The organism is Enterovibrio litoreus (genome assembly GCF_045679545.1).
Classification (GTDB): domain Bacteria; phylum Pseudomonadota; class Gammaproteobacteria; order Enterobacterales; family Vibrionaceae; genus Enterovibrio.
In genome coordinates, this window is record NZ_CP166195.1 from 887,969 (window position 1) to 911,134 (window position 23,166).

Annotated in this window: 21 protein-coding genes; 9 read left to right on the forward strand and 12 right to left on the reverse strand. The window is 48.0% G+C overall.

Annotated features, from left to right (window positions below):
* Positions 1 to 229 precede the first annotated feature (229 nt).
* The gene (locus tag AB8599_RS19375; protein WP_407333368.1) at positions 230 to 1,678 is read left to right on the forward strand and encodes a glyceraldehyde-3-phosphate dehydrogenase; all 1,449 of its coding nucleotides are present in this window, start codon (positions 230 to 232) and stop codon (positions 1,676 to 1,678) included.
* An 87-nt stretch (positions 1,679 to 1,765) separates the two neighbouring features.
* Here AB8599_RS19375 and AB8599_RS19380 read toward each other — a convergent pair whose 3' ends face one another.
* Positions 1,766 to 2,137 carry an MmcQ/YjbR family DNA-binding protein gene (locus AB8599_RS19380; RefSeq protein WP_407333369.1) on the reverse strand — a complete coding sequence of 124 codons (372 nt, stop codon included), beginning with the start codon at positions 2,135 to 2,137 and terminating at the stop codon, positions 1,766 to 1,768.
* 346 nt (positions 2,138 to 2,483) lie between these two features.
* On the opposite strand from AB8599_RS19380, the gene AB8599_RS19385 reads away from it, so the two are divergent.
* The 3 genes from AB8599_RS19385 (at position 2,484) to AB8599_RS19395 (ending at position 7,025) form a co-directional block, all read left to right on the forward strand.
* On the forward strand, positions 2,484 to 3,662 hold the full coding sequence (locus tag AB8599_RS19385; RefSeq protein WP_407333370.1) for a MerR family transcriptional regulator: 1,179 nt from the start codon (positions 2,484 to 2,486) through the stop codon (positions 3,660 to 3,662).
* 83 nt (positions 3,663 to 3,745) lie between these two features.
* Complete coding sequence (gene rsgA, locus AB8599_RS19390) at positions 3,746 to 4,783, forward strand: ribosome small subunit-dependent GTPase A (protein ID WP_407333371.1); 1,038 nt, start codon at positions 3,746 to 3,748, stop codon at positions 4,781 to 4,783.
* 196 nt (positions 4,784 to 4,979) lie between these two features.
* Positions 4,980 to 7,025 (forward strand): prolyl oligopeptidase family serine peptidase, encoded by a 2,046-nt coding sequence (locus AB8599_RS19395; protein WP_407333372.1) that lies wholly within the window; start codon positions 4,980 to 4,982, stop codon positions 7,023 to 7,025.
* Positions 7,026 to 7,096: 71 nt separating this feature from the next.
* Here AB8599_RS19395 and AB8599_RS19400 read toward each other — a convergent pair whose 3' ends face one another.
* The 4 genes from AB8599_RS19400 to AB8599_RS19415 are packed head-to-tail and all read right to left on the reverse strand — an operon-like array spanning position 7,097 to position 10,531.
* Positions 7,097 to 8,110, reverse strand: coding sequence for a 2-dehydro-3-deoxygalactonokinase (locus AB8599_RS19400; protein ID WP_407333373.1), 1,014 nt, complete (start codon positions 8,108 to 8,110; stop codon positions 7,097 to 7,099).
* Positions 8,111 to 8,154: 44 nt separating this feature from the next.
* Positions 8,155 to 8,844 carry an RraA family protein gene (locus AB8599_RS19405; RefSeq protein WP_407333374.1) on the reverse strand — a complete coding sequence of 230 codons (690 nt, stop codon included), beginning with the start codon at positions 8,842 to 8,844 and terminating at the stop codon, positions 8,155 to 8,157.
* 2 nt (positions 8,845 to 8,846) lie between these two features.
* Entirely contained in the window at positions 8,847 to 9,515 is a 669-nt protein-coding gene (locus tag AB8599_RS19410) for a bifunctional 4-hydroxy-2-oxoglutarate aldolase/2-dehydro-3-deoxy-phosphogluconate aldolase (RefSeq protein WP_407333375.1), read from the reverse strand.
* Positions 9,516 to 9,517: 2 nt separating this feature from the next.
* Positions 9,518 to 10,531, reverse strand: a complete 1,014-nt coding sequence (locus tag AB8599_RS19415) for a C-terminal binding protein (protein ID WP_407333376.1) — start codon at positions 10,529 to 10,531, stop codon at positions 9,518 to 9,520.
* 210 nt (positions 10,532 to 10,741) lie between these two features.
* Between AB8599_RS19415 and AB8599_RS19420 the strand changes: the two genes are divergently transcribed.
* The 4 genes from AB8599_RS19420 (at position 10,742) to AB8599_RS19435 (ending at position 15,286) form a co-directional block, all read left to right on the forward strand.
* Positions 10,742 to 11,221, forward strand: coding sequence for a TRAP transporter small permease (locus tag AB8599_RS19420; RefSeq protein WP_407333377.1), 480 nt, complete (start codon positions 10,742 to 10,744; stop codon positions 11,219 to 11,221).
* 1 nt (position 11,222) lies between these two features.
* Positions 11,223 to 12,509, forward strand: coding sequence for a TRAP transporter large permease (locus tag AB8599_RS19425; RefSeq protein ID WP_407333378.1), 1,287 nt, complete (start codon positions 11,223 to 11,225; stop codon positions 12,507 to 12,509).
* 369 nt (positions 12,510 to 12,878) lie between these two features.
* On the forward strand, positions 12,879 to 13,874 hold the full coding sequence (locus AB8599_RS19430; RefSeq protein WP_407333379.1) for a TRAP transporter substrate-binding protein: 996 nt from the start codon (positions 12,879 to 12,881) through the stop codon (positions 13,872 to 13,874).
* Positions 13,875 to 13,984: 110 nt separating this feature from the next.
* A complete protein-coding gene (locus AB8599_RS19435) occupies positions 13,985 to 15,286 on the forward strand; it encodes a lactate racemase domain-containing protein (RefSeq protein ID WP_407333380.1) in 1,302 nt (433 codons plus the stop codon).
* A 22-nt stretch (positions 15,287 to 15,308) separates the two neighbouring features.
* Here AB8599_RS19435 and larB read toward each other — a convergent pair whose 3' ends face one another.
* Genes larB through AB8599_RS19450 form a run of 3 tightly spaced genes read right to left on the reverse strand, consistent with a single transcriptional unit; the run spans position 15,309 to position 18,029 of the window.
* Entirely contained in the window at positions 15,309 to 15,968 is a 660-nt protein-coding gene (gene larB, locus AB8599_RS19440) for a nickel pincer cofactor biosynthesis protein LarB (protein ID WP_407333381.1), read from the reverse strand.
* The gene (locus tag AB8599_RS19445) at positions 15,968 to 16,777 is read right to left on the reverse strand and encodes an asparagine synthase-related protein (RefSeq protein WP_407333382.1); all 810 of its coding nucleotides are present in this window, start codon (positions 16,775 to 16,777) and stop codon (positions 15,968 to 15,970) included. The genes larB and AB8599_RS19445 overlap by 1 nt, the downstream gene beginning before the upstream one ends.
* The gene (locus AB8599_RS19450) at positions 16,758 to 18,029 is read right to left on the reverse strand and encodes a LarC family nickel insertion protein (RefSeq protein WP_407333383.1); all 1,272 of its coding nucleotides are present in this window, start codon (positions 18,027 to 18,029) and stop codon (positions 16,758 to 16,760) included. Before AB8599_RS19450 ends, AB8599_RS19445 begins: the two co-directional genes overlap by 20 nt.
* A gap of 232 nt (positions 18,030 to 18,261) precedes the next feature.
* Between AB8599_RS19450 and AB8599_RS19455 the strand changes: the two genes are divergently transcribed.
* A complete protein-coding gene (locus tag AB8599_RS19455; RefSeq protein WP_407333384.1) occupies positions 18,262 to 19,023 on the forward strand; it encodes a GntR family transcriptional regulator in 762 nt (253 codons plus the stop codon).
* Positions 19,024 to 19,118: 95 nt separating this feature from the next.
* Here AB8599_RS19455 and AB8599_RS19460 read toward each other — a convergent pair whose 3' ends face one another.
* From AB8599_RS19460 to AB8599_RS19475, 4 genes are read right to left on the reverse strand one after another with little or no spacing between them, the layout of a single operon-like run.
* A complete protein-coding gene (locus tag AB8599_RS19460; protein WP_407333385.1) occupies positions 19,119 to 19,502 on the reverse strand; it encodes a DUF2541 family protein in 384 nt (127 codons plus the stop codon).
* A 9-nt stretch (positions 19,503 to 19,511) separates the two neighbouring features.
* Entirely contained in the window at positions 19,512 to 20,087 is a 576-nt protein-coding gene (locus AB8599_RS19465) for a membrane integrity-associated transporter subunit PqiC (RefSeq protein WP_407333386.1), read from the reverse strand.
* The gene (pqiB, locus tag AB8599_RS19470) at positions 20,084 to 21,754 is read right to left on the reverse strand and encodes an intermembrane transport protein PqiB (RefSeq protein ID WP_407333387.1); all 1,671 of its coding nucleotides are present in this window, start codon (positions 21,752 to 21,754) and stop codon (positions 20,084 to 20,086) included. The genes AB8599_RS19465 and pqiB overlap by 4 nt, the downstream gene beginning before the upstream one ends.
* The gene (locus AB8599_RS19475; RefSeq protein WP_407333388.1) at positions 21,747 to 23,102 is read right to left on the reverse strand and encodes a PqiA/YebS family transporter subunit; all 1,356 of its coding nucleotides are present in this window, start codon (positions 23,100 to 23,102) and stop codon (positions 21,747 to 21,749) included. The genes pqiB and AB8599_RS19475 overlap by 8 nt, the downstream gene beginning before the upstream one ends.
* Positions 23,103 to 23,166: the final 64 nt, after the last annotated feature.

Below are 23,166 nucleotides of genomic sequence, written 5' to 3' on the forward strand. Positions count from 1 at the left end.
ACGTAGTAAACTTTCAGTCAGATTTTCGCTGATGATGAAGCAATTGAAGACTTGACAGTAATTAGTTAACAGGATCGCGTTTAACATGTTGAATTTTAGGCAATAGATCGTGATCTTATTTTTTCTTGGTTAATAATTATTCCCTCGTTAGACTCTGCGCCAAAATAATAAAAACAGTCGTAATCCTACTTTTCACCGTGAAGCACCCAAAAAGGCAAAGAAAGTAACGATGAGCCCTGAACAATATCTTACCCAATGGCAACAAAGCCAAACTGACGCAGAAACTATGTCCCCCCTCATCGGTAAGCTATACCGCGAGAAAGGTGTCGAAATCCAGATTTATGGTCGTGCTGTGATTAACGCGAGCACGATTGATCTTCTGAAATCTCACCGTGTCGCACGTTGGTATACCGGGCAGGAAGTAACCACATCTCACACATTGCCACTTCTGGAAGCCTTGGCAGCGTTTGATTTGCCTGCTTGCCGAATTGATCTTGGACGCTTAGCAAGCCTTTATTGGCGAGATCACCAAGATTGCGCTCAGTTGGATGATTTTTTAAAAACAGCAGTCGCAGACCTACCTAAAAGCACGCCTCTTAAGGAGCCCAAAGATGTTGTGCTATATGGGTTTGGCCGCATTGGACGCTTAGTAACGCGTCTGATGATCGAGAAAAGCGGACCAGGCTATCCCCTGCGTTTACGCGCGATTGTTGTACGTGGCGGCAAAGATGGCGACTTGGAAAAGCGCGCCAGCTTGCTGCGTCGTGATTCAGTACACGGACCCTTTAACGGTTCGATTTTGGTTGATGAAGCCCGCAACGCGCTGATCGTCAATGGCAACTACATCCAGTTTATTTACGCGAATCATCCCTCTGAGGTTGATTATGAAGCACACGGCATTAAAAACGCGGTTGTGGTAGATAACACAGGGATGTGGCGTGATGTAGAAGGGTTGAGCCAACACCTAACGGCCAAAGGTGCAGATAAAGTGCTGCTGACTGCGCCGGGTAAAGGTGAGATCAAAAACATCGTATTTGGTGTGAACCATGATGATATTGGTGACAACGACACCATTATTTCAGCAGCGAGTTGCACCACCAATGCCATCACCCCTGTTCTGAAAGCAATGAATGATCGCTATGGCGTGGAATCGGGTCATATTGAAACCGTCCACTCTTTCACCAACGATCAAAACTTGATTGATAATTTCCACAGCGGTGAACGTCGTGGTCGTGCGGCATCATTAAACATGGTGTTAACGTCAACGGGTGCGGCAAAAGCAGTGGCGAAGGCCCTACCAGCATTAAAAGGTAAGCTGACGGGCAACGCCATTCGCGTGCCAACGCCAAATGTGTCGATGGCAATTGCTAACCTGAACCTTGGCAGTGACGTTGAGCGTGAGTCATTGAATGCGTTCTTGCGTGAAACGGCGTTGGTCTCCCCGCTGGCAGGTCAGATTGATTACACGCAATCCACTGAAATTGTTTCGTCCGATATCGTTGGTTCACGTTATGCCGGTGTTGTTGATAGCCAAGCCACCATTGCAGAAGGCAACCGCTGCGTGTTGTACATCTGGTATGACAATGAATTTGGTTACAGCTGTCAGGTAATCCACTGCATAGAGCACATGGCGGGTATGCGTTATCCGGTTGTGCCAGCGCCAAAAACAAAAGGTTAATCGCGACATCACGCCAATCGGTTACATGTGTTAGCGAGGCGGCTCTTAGAGCCGCTTTTTTGCGCCTGTGCGGCAGTGAATGGACTTCTAGCTGAGATCTTGATTCAACCCTAATTCTTTCTGTTTTGCTTTGGTGAGCCCAAGCGAGACGAGGCGGTGGGATTCGGTCAGGTAATACTGTAAATCGTCGTCTTTTTCTGGGTGGGTATCGGTTTGTTGGATCCACTTCATACCACGGTTCGCAAAATAGGGCGCGGGTATATAGCCTTCGCATTCACGCAAAAAATAGAAGTTTCGCTCTGAGGTTTTGAAGGTGAATGCAGGCTGCTTATCTTTGGCCCAACCGCCAATGGCAAAGACCTTACCGCCTACTTTCCATACATGTGAATTTCCCCACTGCATGACATAAGTGGTTGCTGCTAACGAACCGCAAAATTGATTAAATGCTTCGTAATTCATAAAGCCTCTTTGCAAGTACAGGCGTCATTATATCTCGTTGAATCCTGAATCCTCTGGTTGTTTGGGTATATCCTACTGGGTATTGTCGAAGAGTAACGTCTCACTGTCTGACCATTCATAGAACCATATCAAAGCTCGATACTCATTTTTATCTATGTCCATGATGACATTGCCATTTTGCGATCGTGGAGATATGGCAAGCGACAATGAGCTGACTCCTGCATTCTGAATTTAACTATTGAAGCTGATGATTTTGAGTCATGGATTGCCCCAAAACAGGTTGACCTGTCTACTGCTTCATAGTTCATAATCTGTCCCAATTGAGAAAGCATAGGCTTGTTTCACCATGTATCTGATTTCAGAGTTGGCTGCCAAAGCGGGTATATCACGCACTACCTTGCTCTACTATGAAAAACTCGGCCTGATCAATGGTCAGAGGCTAAGCAACGGATATCGCCGTTACAGTGAGCGCGATATGCAACGGTTACTGCTTATTCAACAACTTCAAAGTGCAGGATTAACGTTAAAAGAGTGTCAAAGCTGCCTCGATGTGAAGTTGGATAAACAGGTTCTGGTTGAGCGATTGCATCAGCTAGAAGAAGAAATTCAGAAGAAAACACAAGCACGTGAACTGTTGCTCGGGTTACTCGGAGAGCGCTCGCAACGAAATTTGCATGAATCGCTTATCCAGAGTGCCCCGCTCGAGCATTTAAGCTGGCTGAACACGCAAGGGTACAGCGAAAAAGAAGCGCTTCGATTGAAATGGTTATCAAAAGACATGAATGATCACGATGCTTACATGCAAGATTTTATGGATATATTTGCACCGCTAGAGCGGTGGGGACCGGGTAGTCAGGAAGACACACTGAAAGCGGCTTCATTTCTGCCTAACAGTGCAACGCATATTTTGGAGATCGGCAGCGGAAAGGGGACATCGACCTTATTGCTTGCAGAGCATTGCGATGCGCATATTACTGCCGTAGATAATGAACCTATTGCGATTGAGCAACTTAAACAGAAATTGGCTGAGACACCGCTTGGTGAGCAGGTTTCGCCCGTTTGTGCATCGATGACGGCATTGCCGTTTGCAGCAAACAGTTTTGATGCGATTTGGGCGGAAGGCTGCGTCTACATTATGGGAATGGAAAACGCGCTGACTCAATGGAAACCATTCCTTAAAAACCACGGCATGCTTGTGGTGAGTGATCTGGTTTGGCTCACTGATTCGCCGGATGAAAAGACCAAACAGTTTTGGCAATCCGAATACCCTGACATGCAAGACATCGCGACACGACTGAAACAATTTGATGCATTGGGCTATGACCTTGTGGACCAATTTTCTTTAGGGGTAGACGCGTGGCAAAACTATTGGTTACCACTTAAACGTCGTATCAACGAACTGTCGCCCAGCATGGGCTCATCACAAGCACTTATCGATATTGACAATGAGATTGCGACCTATGAGAGAAGTGCTGCCAAGGCGTTCACCTATCAATATTTTGCTCTCAAGTTAAGAGCCTCTTAGTTAAGGGCATGGAAAGGCAATATGAATGACTTACTCGCTGTTCCGCGGCGCTCAACAATCCGAATTATTGGTAAGAAGATTATATGCAAACGCCAACATTAGTTGATTTAGGTATGCGTCCATTCTTCCAGCAACAACTGACGCTGGAAGAGCTCGAACACTGCTCGCTTGGGCGTGTTATTGAACACCATAAAACAGAAGTGGTTGTCTTGGCTGGCCAGGATGCGTTGCGGTTATCGCTCAACCCGAACATCGACGGCATTTGTGTAGGGGATTGGGTAGTGTTCAACGGTGAACGCCTACTTCGCGTTCTCGAAAGACAGTCCCTGTTTCAGCGCAAAGCAGTAGGGAGTGCTCGCGCTCGTCAGCTCATTGCAGCCAACATCGATACCGTATTTATCGTTAGCTCACTCAACGATGACTTTAGCCTCAATCGGATTGAACGCTACTTAGCACTTGCGAAGGAAACGAATGTTGAGCCAGTCATCGTACTGACCAAAGCCGATCTCTGTGCTGATGCCGACGATCACCGCCAGCAAGTGCAAAGTCTGGATTCACTGCTGAGTGTCTATTGTGTCAATGCGCTTGCGTCTGATGAACTCGACGTATTGAAAAGCTACTGTCGACGAGGAAGAACGGTTGCCTTTTTAGGGTCATCGGGCGTTGGGAAATCCACATTGGTGAATGGACTACTTGGCAGCGAGCAGATGGATACGGGGGAAATTCGCGAACAAGACAGCAAAGGGCGACACACCACCACTTATCGCGCCATTAAATGGCTTCCTGAAGGCGGTTTGTTGATGGATACCCCTGGAATGCGCGAGCTTCAACTCAGTGATGCAAAGGAAGGTATTAAACTGACCTTTGCGGACATTGAGTCTCTCGCTAGCCAATGTCGGTTTCAAGATTGTCAGCATCAAAATGAGCCGGGTTGCGCGGTGCTAGACGCGCTGGAAAAGGGTGAAATCTCAACCAGAAGGTTAGATAACTTCCATAAGCTATTGCGAGAAGATGCTTACAATAGCGCCACGTTGGCACAAAAACGCGCCAAAGATCGCGCATTTAGCAAGATGGTTAACACCGTTCAAGAACAAGCCCGATCGGGGAAAAAGTTCAAGTAAATCACTTATCCTTTTCAAATATCTTTGGGATGTCGTGAAAGGGGTGTTTTGTCATTTTGGCCACAGACTGGTGGCCTGCCTAAACGCTGTGTTACGTGAGTTATCAACAATTTGTCACGTTTTTTGTTGGACAAACCTGCGCAGTGTTCAGGTGCTTTCTATATGATGAAACCATCAGCAAAGTATGGAGTAAGCGATGTTTCACTATCCGAAAACGCGTCAAGATGACACTGTCGATCGCTATTTTTCTACGGAAATTGCAGATCCTTATCGATGGCTAGAAGATGATCTGAGCGAAGAAACCGCAGCTTGGGTTGATGCTCAAAACGAGGTCACGTTTGGCTATTTACGCGCCATACCGTCTCGCGATGCGATTCGTGCACGGCTGGAAACGGCCAATAACTACGTCAAAGAATCTGCGCCGTTTACGCGTGGGGCATATACCTATTTTTATCGCAACGACGGTCTGCAAGATCAAGCGGTGGTGTATCGCACCCAAGGCGCGGCAGAAGATGCCACCGTTTTTCTCGATCCGAATACGTGGAGTGAGGAAGGCACCACATCGCTAGATCAGCTCCGTTTCTCCGGTGATGATAAAAAGATTGCCTACTCCACCTCTGAAGGCGGAAGCGACTGGCGCACGATATACGTGATGGATGCGACCTCAGGTGAGCGACTGAGCGACAAAATCGAAAACGTGAAATTCTCCGGCATTGAGTGGCGGGGCAGCGAGGGCTTTTACTACTCCACTTACGACAAACCGGAAGGCAGTGAACTGTCGGCGCGTACGGAACATCACAAACTCTATTTTCATGCGCTCGGCACTTCGCAAGCTGATGACGAACTGGTGTTCGGTGGCGAAGGCGATCCTCAGTATCGGTATGTGGGTGGCTACACCACAGAAGATGATCGATTCTTGGTGATCACGGGTGCGAATGCTACATCGGGCAACATGTTGTATGTGAAAGATTTGCACAATGATTCCGATCTGGTTTGCTTGACCGAGGATGAAAGCGCAGACAGCGATGTAGTTGCGCATCATGATGGCAAGCTGCTTATTTATACCAACCTAAATGCGCCAATGGGTCGCGTTGTGGCAGTCGATGCCGCTACACCTCATCAAGAAAATTGGCAAGATCTGATCCCTGAAACAAACCATGAACTCGGCATTGATGTGGGCGCGGGATACCTATTCGCCAGTTATTTGGTGGACGTACAAACACAGGTGAAACAGTACCAGTTAGACGGTACCTTCGTCCGTAATATTGCCTTGCCAGGTGTAGGCTGTGCATCAGGCTTTGGCGCGCGAGCCAAAGACACTGAGCTTTATTACACCTTCACCAATTACACCACGGCGAGTGATACCTATCGATTTGACCCAGTGACAGGTGAGGCCGAGCTGTATCGTCGTAGCGCATGCGTCATCGACAGCACACAACTTGAATCCAAGCAGGTGTTTTATCCCTCTAAAGACGGTACCAAAGTGCCAATGACGATCTGCTATCGCAAAGGGATTGATCTGGACGGCAGCCATCCGACCATTCTTTATGGTTATGGCGGCTTTAACGTCAGCTTAGAGCCTGCGTTCAACCCTAATATCGCGGTGTGGATTGAAATGGGGGGCATTTATGCCGTAGCGAATTTGCGAGGTGGCGGTGAATATGGCAAAGCATGGCACGACGCTGGCACGCAGCAGCAAAAACAAAATGTGTTTGATGACTTCATTGCCGCGGCAGAATATTTGATTGACACGAAATATACATCGTCAGAAAAACTCGCCATTCGCGGTGGTTCAAACGGAGGCTTGCTGGTGGGCGCATGCATGACTCAGCGGCCAGAGCTGTTCAAAGTGGCACTTCCAGCGGTTGGGGTGTTAGACATGTTGCGCTATCACACATTTACCTCGGGCGAAGGCTGGGCTTACGACTATGGCACGTCGGCGCAAAGTGCAGATATGTTTCGTTACTTGCTGGGTTACTCGCCTGTGCACAACGTGAAAGCGGGCGTTAGCTATCCATCGACCTTGGTAACAACCGCCGATCATGATGATCGTGTTGTGCCTGCTCATTCCTATAAATTCATTGCCGAGCTGCAAGCCAAACATGGCGGCGATAACCCAGTGCTGATCCGCATTGATGTCAATGCAGGTCACGGTGCAGGCATGCCGACGCATAAAGTGATGGATTTGAATGCCGATGTCTACGCGTTCTGTTTCGATCAGATGGGCGTGACACTTGTCTAGAATCAGGGCCTATCGTTGAATTTTCAAAGGAAGAACGCGCTGCAATTGGCGCGTTTTTTTTCATTGCTGACTTAAGACATTTGCGAAGGGATCAACCCTGCCTGCTCTGCAATGCGCAACGCGCCGATGGCAGAGAGATCATCAATGTCATTACAGCAATACACTTCGTTGGGAAGCTGGCGCTTGAATATTTCGGCAGTTGCTTCGCACAGTAAACCTTTGCCGCCGACATAGATGGGGGTCTCTGGCGTGTATTGCAGCGCAGGAAACTGCGTGAGTGCTTGGACATCGGATTGTAAAACCACACCCACAAGAAAACTGGCCAATTGAGCATGTTCCCAGTGCCGGAATTGTTCATTGAGCCTGATTGAAAATAACGCTTTACCGAATCCGTACTGTTCGGCTTCTTGGTATCCCGCATTCAAAGACGTTACACACAAGGTATCTGAGAAGCGGTTTTCCAGTGAGCCAGTAAGAATGGTGTGATGTGTCACGATAGCGTTGAGTTCGCCCGCCATGGTGGTGCAACAGCCTAAAATGGTTCGCTGTGCATCAATCGCGACAAACTTAGAATGAGAGCCAGGAAGAGCAATGATCGCGTTTTGTTGAATGTCATAGCGCTCTGCAATGGCGACTGTTTCCACCTCTTCGCCACGCATAATGTCGAGGTTGAGTGGGGGATTGGTCGGTGAGTCATCATGTTCTGCCGCAACATCAATATTTTTCACACCGGGGATCAAGTAAATAGGCTGGTTCGCGATCTCAGGCAAGCTCACTGCGCGAATGCTGGTAGAAAAGTTAGCCAACGACACCGGCGCAACCAGATGTGGCACTTCGACCAAACCAAGGTTGGAGGTCAGCATGCCGGAGCCAATGATGATATCAATGTCGTTGTCGGATAACCGATGACGTTGCTTTAACTGCTTGACCGCATGAGCAATGGCTGCAACGAGAGACTGATTGTGCCCGTCGATACTGGTGTTTTTGACACCAACGTCTGATTTCACAATATCAATGCGCTGCTGTGTAGCATTAAACAAAGCGACCCGCGTATTGGTCGTGCCCGTGTCGATGGTAATGAACATTGCATTTTCCTTGAACAAGGGCTCGCCAAGCGAGCCCAAATACGTCAGATCCGGCCGAATTTTGCTAACAACTCTTCAACGGTTGCCCCTTTTAAGATCTCGGCACGGGTTGCTTCTTCCTTTTCAGCTTGTTCCTTTGCGATGGGATAGACTTCCGCCAGCAAATCGTAAGGAATGACGGTGACGCCGAGTTCATCCGCAACAACCAGATCGCCGGGATTGACGATTTGTCCGCCACAGCAAACAGGGACGTTAATTTCGATCGGTTCAGTGCGTCCGGTATAAGCAGAATGAGCTGCCCTTGGTGACACAGAGCGAGCGGCGACGGGGAAATCGAGCATTTTTGCTTCGTCGGTATCACGAACTGAACCGTCAACGACTGCGCCGACAACGCCAGCAGCGCGTGCAAGGCCAGACATGAGACCACCCCAGATAGAGGTATTCGGGGTGCCGTTCGCGTCGATAACAATGACGTCACCAGACTTTGCAATGTCAAAAATGGGCAAGCAATCAACAATGTCACCCGGCTTCAGCTTCACGGTGAGTGCTGTGCCGATGAAAGGCTTGTTGGCCGATTTGAATTTAATTTCATGATCCATCACACCATCGCGACTAAGCGCATCACTGAACACAGCGCTAATGCTCAAGGTGTCTTTCATCGCGACACAATTGGCGACCAACGCGGCGTCGATATCGTTTCGGCCAGGGTTAATGATCTTCTTTTCGTAATCCATGTTCAGTTCTCCAGTAATTTCAATGCCTGCGTGTAGCGACAAGCGTTGTGATAGATGTCTTCGAATGCGTTGCTTTCGATCAGTGTGTTGTTCACCAAATTCGAACCAATGCCAAACCCGACCGCGCCGGCTTTGGCAAAAGCGGCAAGGTTGTTGGCATCAACACCACCTACCGCGATAAATTTCAGATCAGACAGGGGGGCAGCCAGGGCTTTTAAATACTCAGGGCCTAACAAACCGCCCGGAAATAACTTGATAAAATCAGCGCCAGCATTGTGCGCCGTTACGGCTTCAGACGCGGTCATTGCGCCTGGAAGTGACACCATATGAGCCGCACGCGTTGCCTTGATGACATCCACGTTGGTGTCGGGAGAGACAACAAACGACGCCCCGATGTTTTGAATGGCGCTCACTTGATCTACGTGAGTGACCGTGCCCGCCCCGATGATCAGTCGGTCGCCATATTCTTCAGTGAGTATCCGCAGTACCTCTAAGGTTTGGCTGTCTTCAGCGTTGCGATCAAACGTGACTTCAACCAAACGAATACCGCCGCGATATAGCGCATCCATCGTTGGGCGCACGTGCTTTGCATCGATACCGCGAACGATGGCAAATATCTTGTGCGCTTCAATGGCACGAAGGGTTTCTTCTCTGTGTTGGTTTCTATCCATGATTACGCGCCTGAAAGCGGCGTTTTCACGCGTTTAACGGGGTTGCTCGGCGCGTTACCCAACAGCACTGCTTTGGCATTTTCGGCGGCAATGCGACGACATTCCTGAAACGCTTCGTGCGAAACGTAGGCAACATGCGGTGTGACAAGACAGTTATCTAGGCCAAACAACGGGTTGTCTGATGGCTGCCAATTTGCGAGTTTTGCCGGTTCTTCTTCGGTATCGTCAAGGCCAGCAGATGCTATCCATTTTTCGGTCAACGCTTTATACAGCGCCGCGTTATCAATCACTTTTCCGCGGGCACCATTGATCAAAATGGCGCTCGATTTCATTTGACGTAAGCGTGACTCGTCAATGAGGTGGTGTGTTTCAGGGGTGTATGGACACATCACATTCACGATGTCGGCGCGTGTTACCAAGGTGTCCAAATCAACTTTTTCAACCCCATACGTACGCATGAAAGAGTCTGAGATATAGGGGTCATAGGCCACAACATGGAAACCAAAAGCAGAAAGTTTTCGAGCGATATTTTGTGCAATACGGCCAAAACCAATTAAGCCCCATGTTGATGATCGAAAGCGTTTAGGAACATGACCATCCATGTTCCAGTGCCAGTTTCCGTTTTGCGTGTAGGCGTTGTAAGCAGGGATGCGACGCAATAATGTCAGCCCAAGCGATATCGAATGATCAGCCACTTCGTCGATACAGTAATCCGGCACATTGGTGACTTTGATACCGTGGTCGTAACAGGCTTCTACATCGAGAATATCCACACCGATGCCATAGCGGCAGATCACCTTGCATTGCGTCAGTTGTTCGATGGTTGAGCGAGGAATCTTCGCGTATTGCTGCAAAATCGCATCTGCATCTTTCGCTTGATCGGCCAAGCCTTCACCGGTTTTGCATTCAAGTCCGATCACTTCCGCACCAATTGGCTCTAGTACGCTCCGCTCAATGTCCAAGTTTGGGTAATCAAAATCGGACACATAGACCTTGAATCTCGTTTCGCTCGTCATGTTAATGCACCTCAGTATTTGAATATTCGTGCTATATGAGATCTAACATATCTGTTGATATTTGATTGAGAAATGTCCTTTGGCTTGAACTGTGATCAAGCCCAAAGTTTGAGCTATGTTCAATTTTTATCGCGATTCTGTGCTTTATTTCATCAATAAGTGCACCTATGCTATCTGATATATCAGTGATTGGATGAATGGTAGTTGATAATGAAATGGCTCAATGAGAACTTGGAATCAATGCTCGGAGGCGCGCTGCTGGCGGGTATTGTTCTGCTTATCATGATGCAAGTGATCATGCGTTACGTGTTTCAAGATGCGTTGTCTTGGTCAGAAGAACTGACGTTGTGGACGTTTATTTGGTTTATATGGATAGGGATTTCATACGCGTTTAAAGAGCGCAAACACGTGAAAGTGACCTTTTTTCAAGACCTGCTTTCAGACAAATTCAAGCGTAAATTAGAAATGGTCATTGATGTGATGGTCGTCCTCTTTCTGATCATCATGACTTACCAATCTTATAAGCTCATTTCATTGCCTTATGTTTTGTCGCAAAAATCGGTGGTGCTTAACCTTCCGATCGCCATCTTGTATGCATCTGCGCCTGTCGGTTCGATGCTGTCAGTTTTCCGTATCATTCAATTTTATTTCATAAAACCAACACAATACGCCAACTCGGAGGGTGTTTGAGATGTCAGGGTTAATCTTGTTCGGCGCATTAGGGCTGCTACTTATTCTCGGTGTTCCCATTGCGATGAGTTTGGGAATGAGTTCTTTGCTTGTCATGAGCGCGATAGAAGGAACCCCTCCTCTTAGCTTGATGGCACGTTCAATCGTGACAGGCGCTGACTCTTTTCCTTTGATTGCCGTTCCTCTGTTTGTCTTGGCCGGTGATCTGATGCAGCAAGGCGGATTGTCTCGCCGCATCATTGGTTTCGCATCATCACTTGTTGGGCATATTCGTGCCTCACTTTGCTATGTTAACGTGATTGCATCCATGTTCTTTGCCGCCATTTCCGGATCAGCCCCCGCCACGGTAGCAGCAATTGGATCGAACATTATTCCGTCGATGAATCAGCAAGGCTATAAGAAAGAATTCTCCGCTGCATTGACTGCCGCAACAGGCATGATTGGCGTCATGATTCCTCCTAGCATTCCATTCATTATTTATGGTGTGGCTGCAGAAGTATCCATTGGTAAATTATTTCTTGCTGGTGTTATTCCAGGTGTGTTGTTTGGCATTATGTTCATGATTACCAGTCGTTGGGTTGTTCGCCACCAACCGGTTATGGAACTTGATTTAACGCCTTTTTCTTGGATGGGTGTTGCGAAGCAATTTAGAGATTCTATTTGGGCCTTAATTGTTCCGGTTATTATTCTTGGTGGTATTTATGGTGGCGTATTTACGCCTACGGAAGCGGGGGCTGTCGCGGTCGTGTACGCCATTATTTGTGGTTTGTTTATCTACAAAGAAATTGGCTTGTCGGATTTGCCTAAAATATTTGCACGCTCAACATTGACGTCGGCAACTATCTTGGTGCTTGTTGTGTTTGCCGCTGCATTTGGTCGATTGGTCACGTTTGAACAGATACCATCGGCGGTGGCTAATGCCTTGGTGAATTTGTCTGATAATCCAATCGTTATTCTGCTACTGATAAATATTATGCTATTGATTATTGGCATGTTTATGGAGACGATTTCGGCCATCATCATACTGACACCCATCTTGCTGCCTGTGGCGATGAAAGTGGGTGTCGACCCTATCGTGTTCGGTGTCATTCTCACGGTTAACCTTGCTATTGGTTTTTGCACACCGCCTTTAGGGGTCAATATTTTTGTCGCCAGTCAGGTTTCAAATGTCAGTATCGAGAAAATATCACGTGCATTGTTGCCTTTCTTGGTTTCAATGATTGTGTTGCTACTTGCTGTCACCTTTATTCCTGAAATATCATTGCATCTCTCAGAGATCGTTTACTAACTAGTTGCAAAAAATAAAGACACTCAGTGCATTTTCTGAGTGTCTTTGTTATTTTAAATTTTCCCTTTATTAATTATTTTTTCATCATGTAAAATCCCACTGTAAACATCCTTTCAATTCCTTATCTGTCTGCTTTTCTTTCTGTTCTCAAAATGGATACTCAAATTAAATATTCAATTTCAAGTGGGTGGTAAATAAATTTTCGTGACATCACTCACGGTAAAAGATCACTTCATCAATAATACTTAACATCTAACATATCAGATGTTAACAAGTAAGCTGTGTGAGCGTATTACGCGAATACATCTAACGGAAAAGCGAAAACACGATATTCAGAATACACTTTGCCTATATACCAAAGAGGGCTCTATGAAAAAGTTACTGATGGCGGCAGCCGTATCTATGCTGGCACTTTCAACGTCCGTGATGTCTGCGACAATTATCAGGGTAGGACATGGTGCGAATGAAAATTACCACCTGCACAGGGCGTTAGAGCAATTTAAGACTGACGTTGAAACAAAATCTAACGGGAAGTTTGAAGTGCAAATTTTCCCTAGCTCACAAATGGGCCCCGATCGCGAAATGATTGAAGGCGTTCAGTCGGGCGCATTGCAAATGGCAGTTTCACCTTCGTCATTCTTCTCTTCATGGGATCCCTCTTTTGATGTGGTTGAATTACCGTTCATTTACCCAAGTAAAGAAGCGGGCCTTCGCACCGTGCACAGCGCAGAAGGCGATAAAATGCTAGGTCGCTTGGCGAACATGAACCTTGTGGGCTTAGGTTGGTTAGAAAATGGCGTGCGTCATGTGTCTAACAACAGCCGCCCAATTGCGGATATTGACGACTTGAAAGGGTTGAAAATCCGCACAATGAAAGTGCCGGCACACGTGCAAACGTTCAATTCACTGAATGCTTCGGCAACGCCAATGAACTTTGGCGAAGTGTATTCTGCGCTTCAACAAGGTGTGGTTGATGGTCAGGAAAACCCAATCGCTCATATCTTCTCGCAGCGCTTCTATGAAGTTCAAAACTACGTGAGTTTGACGGGGCACGTTATTACTTTCTACATCCCTGTGATGAACTATGAATTCTGGCAGTCTCTGTCTGCAGATGATCAAAAGCTGCTAAAAGACGCCATGAAAGGCGCGGAAGATTATCAGCAGCAACTGGTCAATGCTGAGGAAAGCCAGCAATTAGAAGCCTTTAAAGAAGCCGGCACCAAAGTTAACGCGTTGACTGAAGCCCAGCGTCAGCACTTTATCGAAGCGACTGAACCTGTTCGTCAGGCCTACCGCGAGAAGTTAGGTGCGGATGTGTATGACGCTTGGATGCAGGCGATTAAAGATTCATCAAACCAAAGCTGATTCAGATCTTAAACCATTCGGTTGATGGAGAAGAGGGCATGGCCCTCTTCTTTTTCCGTTTTGTTCCGTGAAGGAATCGATATTAATAGATAAAGAAGCGAGAGGTTGGCATGCGGAACAAGCTGTTTGAAGGTGGCGTTTCATTTGTGCTAGATGGCGGGTTTCACTGTGGTCTTCCCAAGATGGTCAAGGTGCAACAAAGCTTCAAACGCCAAAAGCTGGATGATATCCCCGCAAAGATGCGCGAGGAATTGGAAAACCTTTCTGATGGTTCGTCGTTAAAAGGTCAACGACTTGCCATAACGGTGGGGAGCCGCGGTATATCGGGATTGATCCCCGTTTTACAAGAAACCATCGCCTATTTACACGCTCAGGAAGCGGAGCCTTTTATCGTGCCCTCTATGGGCAGCCATGGGTCTGCCAACGCGGAAGGGCAGGTTGCGATTCTGGCGTCTTATGGGATCACTGAAGCGTCGATGAAAGTGCCGATCCGCTCGTCTATGGATGTCGTTCACGTGGCAACCATGCCCGACGGTATTCCTTTGTATCTCGATAAAATCGCCATGGAAGCGGACGGGATCATTCTGTGCAACAAGATTAAGCCACACGCCGATTTTAAAGGGGGTGTTGAGAGTGGCTTGCTTAAAATGCTTTGCATTGGATTGGGCAATCACCTTGGCGCGTCTTCGCTGCATCGATACGGATTCCATCAGTTTCACTGGGTTATTCCCGAAGCGGGCGAGCGGTTACTGCAAAAAGTGAACATCCCTTTTGCGATTGGTTTGATCGAAAATGCATATGATGAATTGATGGACATTGTGGCGGTGGAGCAAGCACATATATTGGACGCTGAGCCGAGATATCTCGCCCAAGCCAAGCAAAACATTGCACAAATTTTGTTTCCCGACATTGATGTGCTGATCATTCAAGAGATTGGCAAAAATATCAGCGGAGAAGGCATGGATCCGAATGTGACAGGACGCCCCGGATCTGGTGTGGCGGGCTTTCATGGCCCAAGCATTCGAAGCACTGTGGTCTTAGCATTAACGAAAGCAACACACGGCAATGGTGTTGGGATTGGCATGGCAGATGTGACTACCTTAGGCTTGGTGCAAAGCTTGGATCTGTCGGCCATGTACACCAACGCGGCAACGGCAGGTACGTTAGCAACCGCGAAAATCCCCATGGTGATGAACACTGATCGAGAAGCGATCGTGTTCGCGCTAAAAACTGCCCCCATTCATGACATTCAAACGGCCAAAATAGTGTGGATTAAGAACACGCTAGAGTTGGATACCATCATGGTATCGACCTCATTGGCCAATGAGATTGATGATATTTCAGCAGCGAAATGTGTGTCAGATCCGCTTGAGTTTAGGTTTGATGCCCAAGGCAAATTGATGCCGTGGTAGCGCTCGATCTGTCCAGCAGTTGTCAGCCTTCGAATTGATTGAGAAGCTTGATCGCGGCACATGCTGCGCCAAACCCATTATCAATATTCACCGTCATTAACCCTGCTGCACAACTTCCCAAACACGCATTGAGCGCGAGGTGGCCGCCTGATGCAACGCCATATCCAACAGACGTTGGAACAGCAATGATGGGATTGGCAATTAACCCAGAGAGCACAGTGGGCAGTGCCGCTTCCATCCCTGCTACCGCAATAATGATCTTGGCTTTTTTGATGTCATCCAATCTGGCTTCCAGTCGCCAAAGGGCGGATACCCCCACATCTTCAATACGCACTGCGGCGATACCGTGGTAATTCAGGGTTAGGCTGATTTCGTGACAAACGGCTTGGTCGGAAGCCCCCCCAGATACGATAGCGACGGGGGCGTTTTCGAGGCTTAACGGAGTAACAGCCCCCATGGTCGCGATGCAAGCAATGGGGTGGTAGGTCAATGGCGCTTTGGCTGATTCAGTGAGTTGGTCAAATTGCGTTTGATTGAGGCGAGTGAACAGTGCGCGTGCTTGTCTTTTGCTCATCATGGTGATGATGGCTTCAATTTGTTCAACGCTTTTACTTTCGCAGTAAATCGCCTCTTCCACACCACAACGTGCGCGACGTTCAAAATCAATCATGATGTCATGCATTATTTTGCTCCGATAAACGCGCTGCCGCGCTGATAAGGGCGAAAGGCAATCGGGATCGTCATCTTGTGGCGATGAACAATCGCTTCCACGTCATTGGTGAACTGACGAATTGCGTCTGGCGAGAGTGATTGAAATGTCGATTCATCGAGTTCGATACACACCTGCGAACCTTGGATACGACAGCGCAAATTGTCGGCATCTAGTTTCGATTTCAGTGACAGTTCAACGTCATCAATCAGGTGGAGATGTTGGTCTAGAATGTGAATGCCCGTTTCAATGCGACTTGATAAACAGGGTGAAGCTGGCAGTGTTGCCAGCGCAGGCAAACCCAAATCATGGGCGATTTCACGTAAGGTGTGTTTATCAATCCCGACCTCAACAAACGGATGACGAACCTTGTGTTCTTTTGCCGCAATCAGTCCGGGCCGATAGTCGCTCAAATCATCAAGGTTTGTGCCGGACACCACCACGCCGTGGTTCAGTGCAGACAAGGTAGAGTACAGGCACGATTTGCAGTAATAACAGCGGTTAACTGGATTGTCGCGATACGCCACGCTGTCGGTTTCCCCCGCTGTCACAAAGGACATGTTCCAGCCATATTTTTCCGCATATTCTCGCACTCGTGCTGTGTCTTGGCTCGGTACGGCATTCGACACGGAGTGGACAATTTTCGCTTGTTCTCCCAACACTTGATGCGCGAGAAACGCCAGCGTCATGCTATCGACGCCCCCGCTGACCGCAACAGTGACGTTGCCAAGTTCGTTTAAATGCGCGGCAAGCAATTGCGTCTTACTTTTTGCATTTTTCATCTTGTGCTTGCCTCTCTGCATCGTGTTTTAATTGGGTTTGGGTGGCGTAATTCATGTGAGCATCAACCAAATGATCCGCTTCGATTTTGCTTGTCATACTACGGTCGGGACGCGTGACGGTTTTGACTTCAAGGGGCATACCATTAACGGACACTGTGTGTTGCTGGCGGGGAAGGATTTGGCGATGACATGGCCAATATCGTACGCCAATGGTCGAAGTGTGATTGAGCACGACATCCACGGTTTGAGATAGCGCCTGCTCTTCACACAAGATCGTCAGCGTGCTGATATGGCGATGCTTTTTGCCGTGGCTAATGGCTTCGGTAACGTCCAATACGCCAGGTTGCTGTCGGATTTTTTCACGTGCGATAGCCAGCATTTCTCCTGTCATATCGTCGATGTCGCATTGCAAAGTGGCAATGGTTTGTGTGTGTTGGTATTCCGATGCGGCGATTGATTTCGCACTGTCAAACATGGTCACTCTGAGCAAATTGGCTCTGTCCGGCAGTTGGCGTTGACCAAAGCCAAAGCCGCTGCTCATGAGCTTACCTGTGGGGAGGGTTTGTTGTGGTTTGAGAAACGCCAGAATGGCAGCGCCTGTCGGTGTGACTCGCTCGCCTTTTACGCCATCATCCATCATGGTGAAGCCTTTCAGGAGATTCACCGTGGCGGGACTTGGAACAGGAATCGTGCCATGGGCGCAGTTAACGGTTCCGCCGCCCCAAGGAACGGAAGAACACGACCATGACGTGATGCCTGAGTGATGGATTAACCAACTGGCAGAGACGATATCGATAATGCAATCCCACGCGCCGACTTCATGAAAGTGCACCTCTTCAACCGATTTGTTGTGAACCGCCGCTTCTGCTTCGGCGAGCAATTGAAAAATGCCGATCGCACTCGCTGATACATCAGGATCCAAATTGGCCTGTTGGAGAAATTGGCGAATGTCTTTCCACGCTCGATGTGTGTGGTGTGTATCATCATGGTGCTGGTGCTGGTGCTGGTGCTGGTGCTGGTGCTGGTGCTGGTGCTTATGGTTGTGCGGAGTGTCATTGAGCTGTACGTGAAATCGTGTGCCAGATAGCCCTTTGTCCATGGCCTTATCCACTGAAATATCAACGCCGTTCCCTTCACTCAGCATAGTGAGTGCTGCCATGAGAGCCTCAACGCTGTCTGGCATTAAATCAATCATGGACGCAGAGAACATATCTCCGGCCATTCCCCCAACTAAATCCAAATGTGCATGCATCGTGATGGCTCCCTGTTCCTTTGCACGATCACCCCTTGTGATCCCAAAGCAGGCTGGAGTGCTTTATGTCATTTTAAGATCTAATATATTAGCTGGAGTATCAAAATTGGCTGAGAAATCGGTTTTTGGCAAAATCACAGGGAGGGAAGTTCAAAAACTGTGAGCTAAACCCTCAAAATGCTGCCTCAGACGAACGGGATTTTGCGTTATCTGATATGTTAGATATTCTTAATTGAATCAGAGCGGATTTTCATCATCGCGTCGAAAAATCGACATCCCCGCAGCATTCCGTGAAGCCGTCAATTACCACACTGAACAGATTGAGGATAGGAAATTGAAAAGCATTATTCGCCCGAAAAGCCTGACTGAAAACGTGGCGGAAAACTTACGTTTGTCTATTGTGAGCGGTGAGCTTTCATTGGGTCAGCCACTGTCGGAAGCTTCATTGTCTGAAACCTTTGGTGTGAGCAAAACACCAGTCCGCGAAGCCTTGTTTATTTTGAAACAAGAAGGCCTTGTGAACATCATTCCGCAAAAGGGGAGCTTTGTTTTCCAGCCGGATGAAAAATCCATTGTTGAACTGTGTAACTTTAGAAGCTATCTCGAACCCATTGCCATTGAAGAATCTATGCGCCACAGCAGGCAAGCTTTTCTAGAAGAACTCGAGATCTGCATTGTGAAAATGGAGCACAAACTCCGCAATAAGGATTTCAAAGCGTTTCTGTTGTTGGATGGGGAGTTTCATGAGTCGTTTTTCAAATACTGCAACAACAGCCTGCTACAAAAAAGTTACCAGTTGGTGCAGTTCCATATTGGTGCTATTCGCAGTCACCTAACCAGCACCCACGAAGCGTTTGAAGATATTATTGAAGATCATCGCAGCATTTGCGAACTTCTCAAAGACGACCAGATCGACGCGGCACAAACCAAGCTGAGAAAGCATGTTTTGAACATCAAATCTCTCATTGATGCGTGTGTTGAATATAAAGTTTGAACATCCGTGTCTTTGCAAGCAACAGACATACTCGTGAATAACTAGGCCGCTTTTTAGCGGCTTTTTTATTGCTCAATGCCTTGACTGCCAATCAATCACTGCCTCCCATAAACCCGAATCCCAGCCGATGAATTTTCAGATTCACCAAACACTTCCAGTTTTTTAACGCAACGTTTGTAGGGCAGTTTTCGCCAGTCTGTGGTTTTGTCTTCCTTGACGTTGCGGTTGAAACGAATGGTTTTGGTATCGCCATTTTTAAAGGTGATTTTCACTTTTTGAAGGTACATGTCGCGGTCGGCTTTGACTTGAATGGCATCGACACGACGGCAAATCACCAAGGGAATATCGGCACCGTAATCGGTGTTTTTAAACACGATGGTTCGGCCCAGTGTGATCCTGTCATCTGCTTGTGCGGCAGTTGGTATGCCGATCAGGGTGCCGAAAACGCAGATTAGTGAAAGTAACGTGTTCGTTTTCATGGCTCTACCTCAATGATTCAGCTTGTTAGCCAGCTGGGTGGTGAGATTATCGAGTGCTAGGGAAAGGGCATCAACCAATGCCACATAGCCCTCTTGTTGTAAAGGCTCGCTGATTCGGAAGGTTTCAGAAAACAGGATAGTTCCGTTGTTATCTAACCAAGCCCACTCGCCAGATAGTGTGGCGTTGCCGGTGTAGCTGCCATCAAATTGCTCAACGCTCACCCAAAGAGTGCTGGCGGGTGTGGTATTGGAAAGTGGCGACGCGCCAACCGGCCAATAGCGTGTTTGCTTTTCGCGAAGCCCAGCAATGATAAGTCGGGTGAGTTGCTCAGATAAGCCTTCCGCCCAAAGGTTATTGCTTGCCGCGATCGTTTCAGTGTCTGAAATCTGGTAAACAATGCCATTGCCAGAAAGGATATCCGCGACGCTAACAGTAGGAATGCGCAGAAGCGGCTTGTTGTTAAAGGTATAGGTTTTACTCGTGGAATCGCTTGTGAGCAGGTAAGTGTTGCGCTCAATGCTTTGTGAGCCGCTGCACGCAGAGAGCAGCCATAAAGCCAAAACAGAGATGACAAGAGTCTTCATTGGTGTTTTCCTTTCACGGGCACGGGGTCATGTTGTCCGCTGGTGCCAAATATCAGAGCATCTGGCGAGTCGTTGAGGGTTTTAAGTAATGGCTCGAGTTGCCCTAGTGCATTGTTAACTTGTGACAATGCCTGTTGAAGTTCAGCGTAAGAGCTTGATTCAGGGCTGAAGCCTTTCAAGGTTTTTTGAAGTTGCGTCAGGCTGTTTTGAATTTCTTTTGGTAGCTGCTGCGTGTCTTTTTGTTTAAGCAGGGCGTCGAGACGTTTGACGGTCACAGACAGATCTTGTCCAAGGCCATCAAAGGTTTTTAATGTTTGTTGTGTGGTGGTTAGCGTGTCATCCAGAGACGACAGTGTGGTGTCGAGTGGTAGCTTACTTAACTTGGTAAGAATGGTGCCGATTTGGCGTTGAAACTGAACAAATTCGCCATCAATGGTTGGGAATACGTTATAGCCGTAATATTGCTGTGCAGTGATTGCTTTGTCTTCATTGGGATAAAAGTCGGTGTCGATATACAAGGCGCCAGTGAGCAAGTTGCCGGTTTTCAGTGATGCACGAAGCCCCTTGCTAAATGACTTGTTAAAATCGGCCAGGAGCTCAGAGTCACTTAGTGTCACCGAGGCGTCATAGATTCGCTCCATTTCAATATGTACTAGCACGGGAATTTTTTCTGATCCCATTTCAGCTTCTTGGCTCAGGTGCAGAGGCACTTTCATCACGGTGCCTATACGAATGCCGCGATACTCGACGGCAGCACCGGGGTTTAGGCCGCGAACAGACTCGCTGAATAGCATGGCGTAAGCGACGAATCGCTCATACATTCGTTCACGAATTTCTTTTTTATTATCAAACAACGTAAACGACAGCATTTGTTCCGTGACTGCAGGGCCGTCAGATGTCCCATCCGGCACACCAAAGCTCACACCGCCAATCATGAGGGATTCGATGGAAGCGATGTTGACACTAAAACCTTCAGCATTGAGCTTGATATCTAGCCCTGAATTGAGCCAAAACCGAGTACGTGTGCGCACTAACGCATCGTAGGGCTGGAAGATAAATAGCTGATAGGTGGCGTATCGTTTGTCGATGTCGAAGCCGACTTTTTCGACACGACCGACCGTATACCCTTCGTACATCACAGGATCGCCAATGGCGAGTTTACCGGCATCGTCAGAGGTCAGTACCACACGCAAACCTTTGGTATCTGCGGGGGCGACAGGTGGGGAATCTAAAACGGTGAATTTGTCTTGCTCCACGTCAGATTCGCCGGGTCTGAGTTCTAGATATGGGCCAGATAATAAGGTCTCCAGCCCTGATACACCTTCTGTTCCAATGCGGGGTTTGACCACCCAAAACAGCGTATCTTCTCGCAGCATTCTTTCGGTGCCACTGTCCATTCGCGCCGTGAGCAAAATTTCGTTGTAGTTTTTGCTCAACGCCACGTTAGTGACCACACCAATTTTCACGCTTCGCGCTTTGACAAGCGTTTTCCCCGCTTCCATACCCTCAGCGGTCGGGACGGTGAGGGTGATTTCTGGCCCTTGTTCACTGGCGTATTGGTAGATCATCCAAATTCCCGCGAAAAGAGACACGATGGGAATGATCCACACTGCTGCCATGCGTTTGGCGGGCTTCACTTGTGCGGTAACGGCCTTGTCCTTATCCATGCTTTTCCTGTTTTATCGGTGTCTGTTGGCTTGAGACCGGAGGCGGTGAAGCAGCAAAATTCTCATCTGCTAAAACGCCGTCGGTTTGCCAAAGAATGCGAGGGTCAAAGGCGTGCGTCGCAAGCAGAGTGAATACGACGACCAGCGCGAAATAAAACACCGCAGGGCCGGGGGTAATACTCATGAGTTGATGAAACTGAACCAGCGCGGTGAGAATCGCGACGACGAAGATGTCGATCATTGACCAACGACCAATGATTTCAATAAAACGATATTGTTTCAGTCGCATTAAAGCGTCTCTTGAGCCTTGTTTTCTTGAGGATTTCGCCTTGATGAGTAAATGCACCAAGATCAGCATTTTTGTGATCGGCACTATGATGCTGGCGGTCAAAATGATCAGCGCAATAGGGTATGAGCCTAACTGCCAAATCAAGATCACGCCATCCATGATGGTGGATGCGTCCGATGCGCCAAAGCTGGTGGTATACATCATGGGGTAGAGGTTGGCCGGGATATAAAGGATGATCGCAGTGATCAATAGTGCCGTTGAGCGGTTTAGGATTGTTGAGGGATTAAATACCTGCAAGCCGCTGCCACATCGTTGGCACTTCGTGGGATCGTGCTGGTTTGATGCGTGTGTTGGGTTGATTTGGCTGCATAATCGGCAAACAAGATGTGTTTGGCTGAGATGGGTATCGCCAGCATGAACATGTGCGTAAGACTGAGTGGGAAACAGTCGATCCCAAAGCCATTGCTTGTCTGCCACGCGCGAACATTTCAAAACCAGATGTGCGTAAAGAAAAAACGTCCAAAATGCAGGGCCCAGCGACATCTCCGCCATAGCGGCAATTTTTACGATGCTGACCAAAACACCCACAAAGAAGATATCGACAAGCAACCAAGGCTCAATACGAAGAACAAAGCGGCAGAGAAATTGCGTCCATCGATTTGCGTTGCGCTCACAATGCTCTGAACGACTGGCTTTGAAGAACAGATACATCAAAGCTGCAACGGTCAAAACGGGCAGGAGCACCACGGTGAAGATCAGCATTGCAGCCAGTACATCGTTGTCGAAATAGTGAAATACGCTGAGTGCATTCAATAATACGATGTCGTTTGACAGCCCCTGAACGCGAATTGACATGAACGGGAAAATGCAGCTAAGCACCAGCATGATGCCGCAAGATAAGCCGTAAGCGAGAACTTTGGTGTGGCTGTTTTTCACACTTGTTAGCAGGGTATGGTTGCAACGAGGACACGCCGCTCCTTGGCCATATTCCAAATTAGGAATGGCACAAACAAGCCCGCATTCTCTGCATGAAATCAACCCACTGTCGTGCACTGTCATTTCGTCTTTTCCCGCACCTCATTCGGTACGAAGTATAGGAATCAGCAGCGGCGTCATTTAAGTA

Bases quoted from the DNA above. Each gene is read 5' to 3' on its own strand.
- AB8599_RS19445 (WP_407333382.1), bottom strand. From the start codon at position 16,777: ATGAAAAATGCAAAAAGTAAGACGCAATTGCTTGCCGCGCATTTAAAC.
- rsgA (WP_407333371.1), top strand. From the start codon at position 3,746: ATGCAAACGCCAACATTAGTTGATTTAGGTATGCGTCCATTCTTCCAG.
- AB8599_RS19385 (WP_407333370.1), top strand. From the start codon at position 2,484: ATGTATCTGATTTCAGAGTTGGCTGCCAAAGCGGGTATATCACGCACT.
- pqiB (WP_407333387.1), bottom strand. From the start codon at position 21,754: ATGGATAAGGACAAGGCCGTTACCGCACAAGTGAAGCCCGCCAAACGC.
- AB8599_RS19430 (WP_407333379.1), top strand. From the start codon at position 12,879: ATGAAAAAGTTACTGATGGCGGCAGCCGTATCTATGCTGGCACTTTCA.
- AB8599_RS19450 (WP_407333383.1), bottom strand. From the start codon at position 18,029: ATGCATGCACATTTGGATTTAGTTGGGGGAATGGCCGGAGATATGTTC.
- larB (WP_407333381.1), bottom strand. From the start codon at position 15,968: ATGCATGACATCATGATTGATTTTGAACGTCGCGCACGTTGTGGTGTG.
- AB8599_RS19380 (WP_407333369.1), bottom strand. From the start codon at position 2,137: ATGAATTACGAAGCATTTAATCAATTTTGCGGTTCGTTAGCAGCAACC.
- AB8599_RS19435 (WP_407333380.1), top strand. From the start codon at position 13,985: ATGCGGAACAAGCTGTTTGAAGGTGGCGTTTCATTTGTGCTAGATGGC.
- AB8599_RS19420 (WP_407333377.1), top strand. From the start codon at position 10,742: ATGAAATGGCTCAATGAGAACTTGGAATCAATGCTCGGAGGCGCGCTG.
- AB8599_RS19465 (WP_407333386.1), bottom strand. From the start codon at position 20,087: ATGAAGACTCTTGTCATCTCTGTTTTGGCTTTATGGCTGCTCTCTGCG.
- AB8599_RS19400 (WP_407333373.1), bottom strand. From the start codon at position 8,110: ATGTTCATTACCATCGACACGGGCACGACCAATACGCGGGTCGCTTTG.
- AB8599_RS19425 (WP_407333378.1), top strand. From the start codon at position 11,223: ATGTCAGGGTTAATCTTGTTCGGCGCATTAGGGCTGCTACTTATTCTC.
- AB8599_RS19375 (WP_407333368.1), top strand. From the start codon at position 230: ATGAGCCCTGAACAATATCTTACCCAATGGCAACAAAGCCAAACTGAC.
- AB8599_RS19460 (WP_407333385.1), bottom strand. From the start codon at position 19,502: ATGAAAACGAACACGTTACTTTCACTAATCTGCGTTTTCGGCACCCTG.
- AB8599_RS19475 (WP_407333388.1), bottom strand. From the start codon at position 23,102: ATGACAGTGCACGACAGTGGGTTGATTTCATGCAGAGAATGCGGGCTT.
- AB8599_RS19395 (WP_407333372.1), top strand. From the start codon at position 4,980: ATGTTTCACTATCCGAAAACGCGTCAAGATGACACTGTCGATCGCTAT.
- AB8599_RS19405 (WP_407333374.1), bottom strand. From the start codon at position 8,844: ATGGATTACGAAAAGAAGATCATTAACCCTGGCCGAAACGATATCGAC.
- AB8599_RS19415 (WP_407333376.1), bottom strand. From the start codon at position 10,531: ATGACGAGCGAAACGAGATTCAAGGTCTATGTGTCCGATTTTGATTAC.
- AB8599_RS19410 (WP_407333375.1), bottom strand. From the start codon at position 9,515: ATGGATAGAAACCAACACAGAGAAGAAACCCTTCGTGCCATTGAAGCG.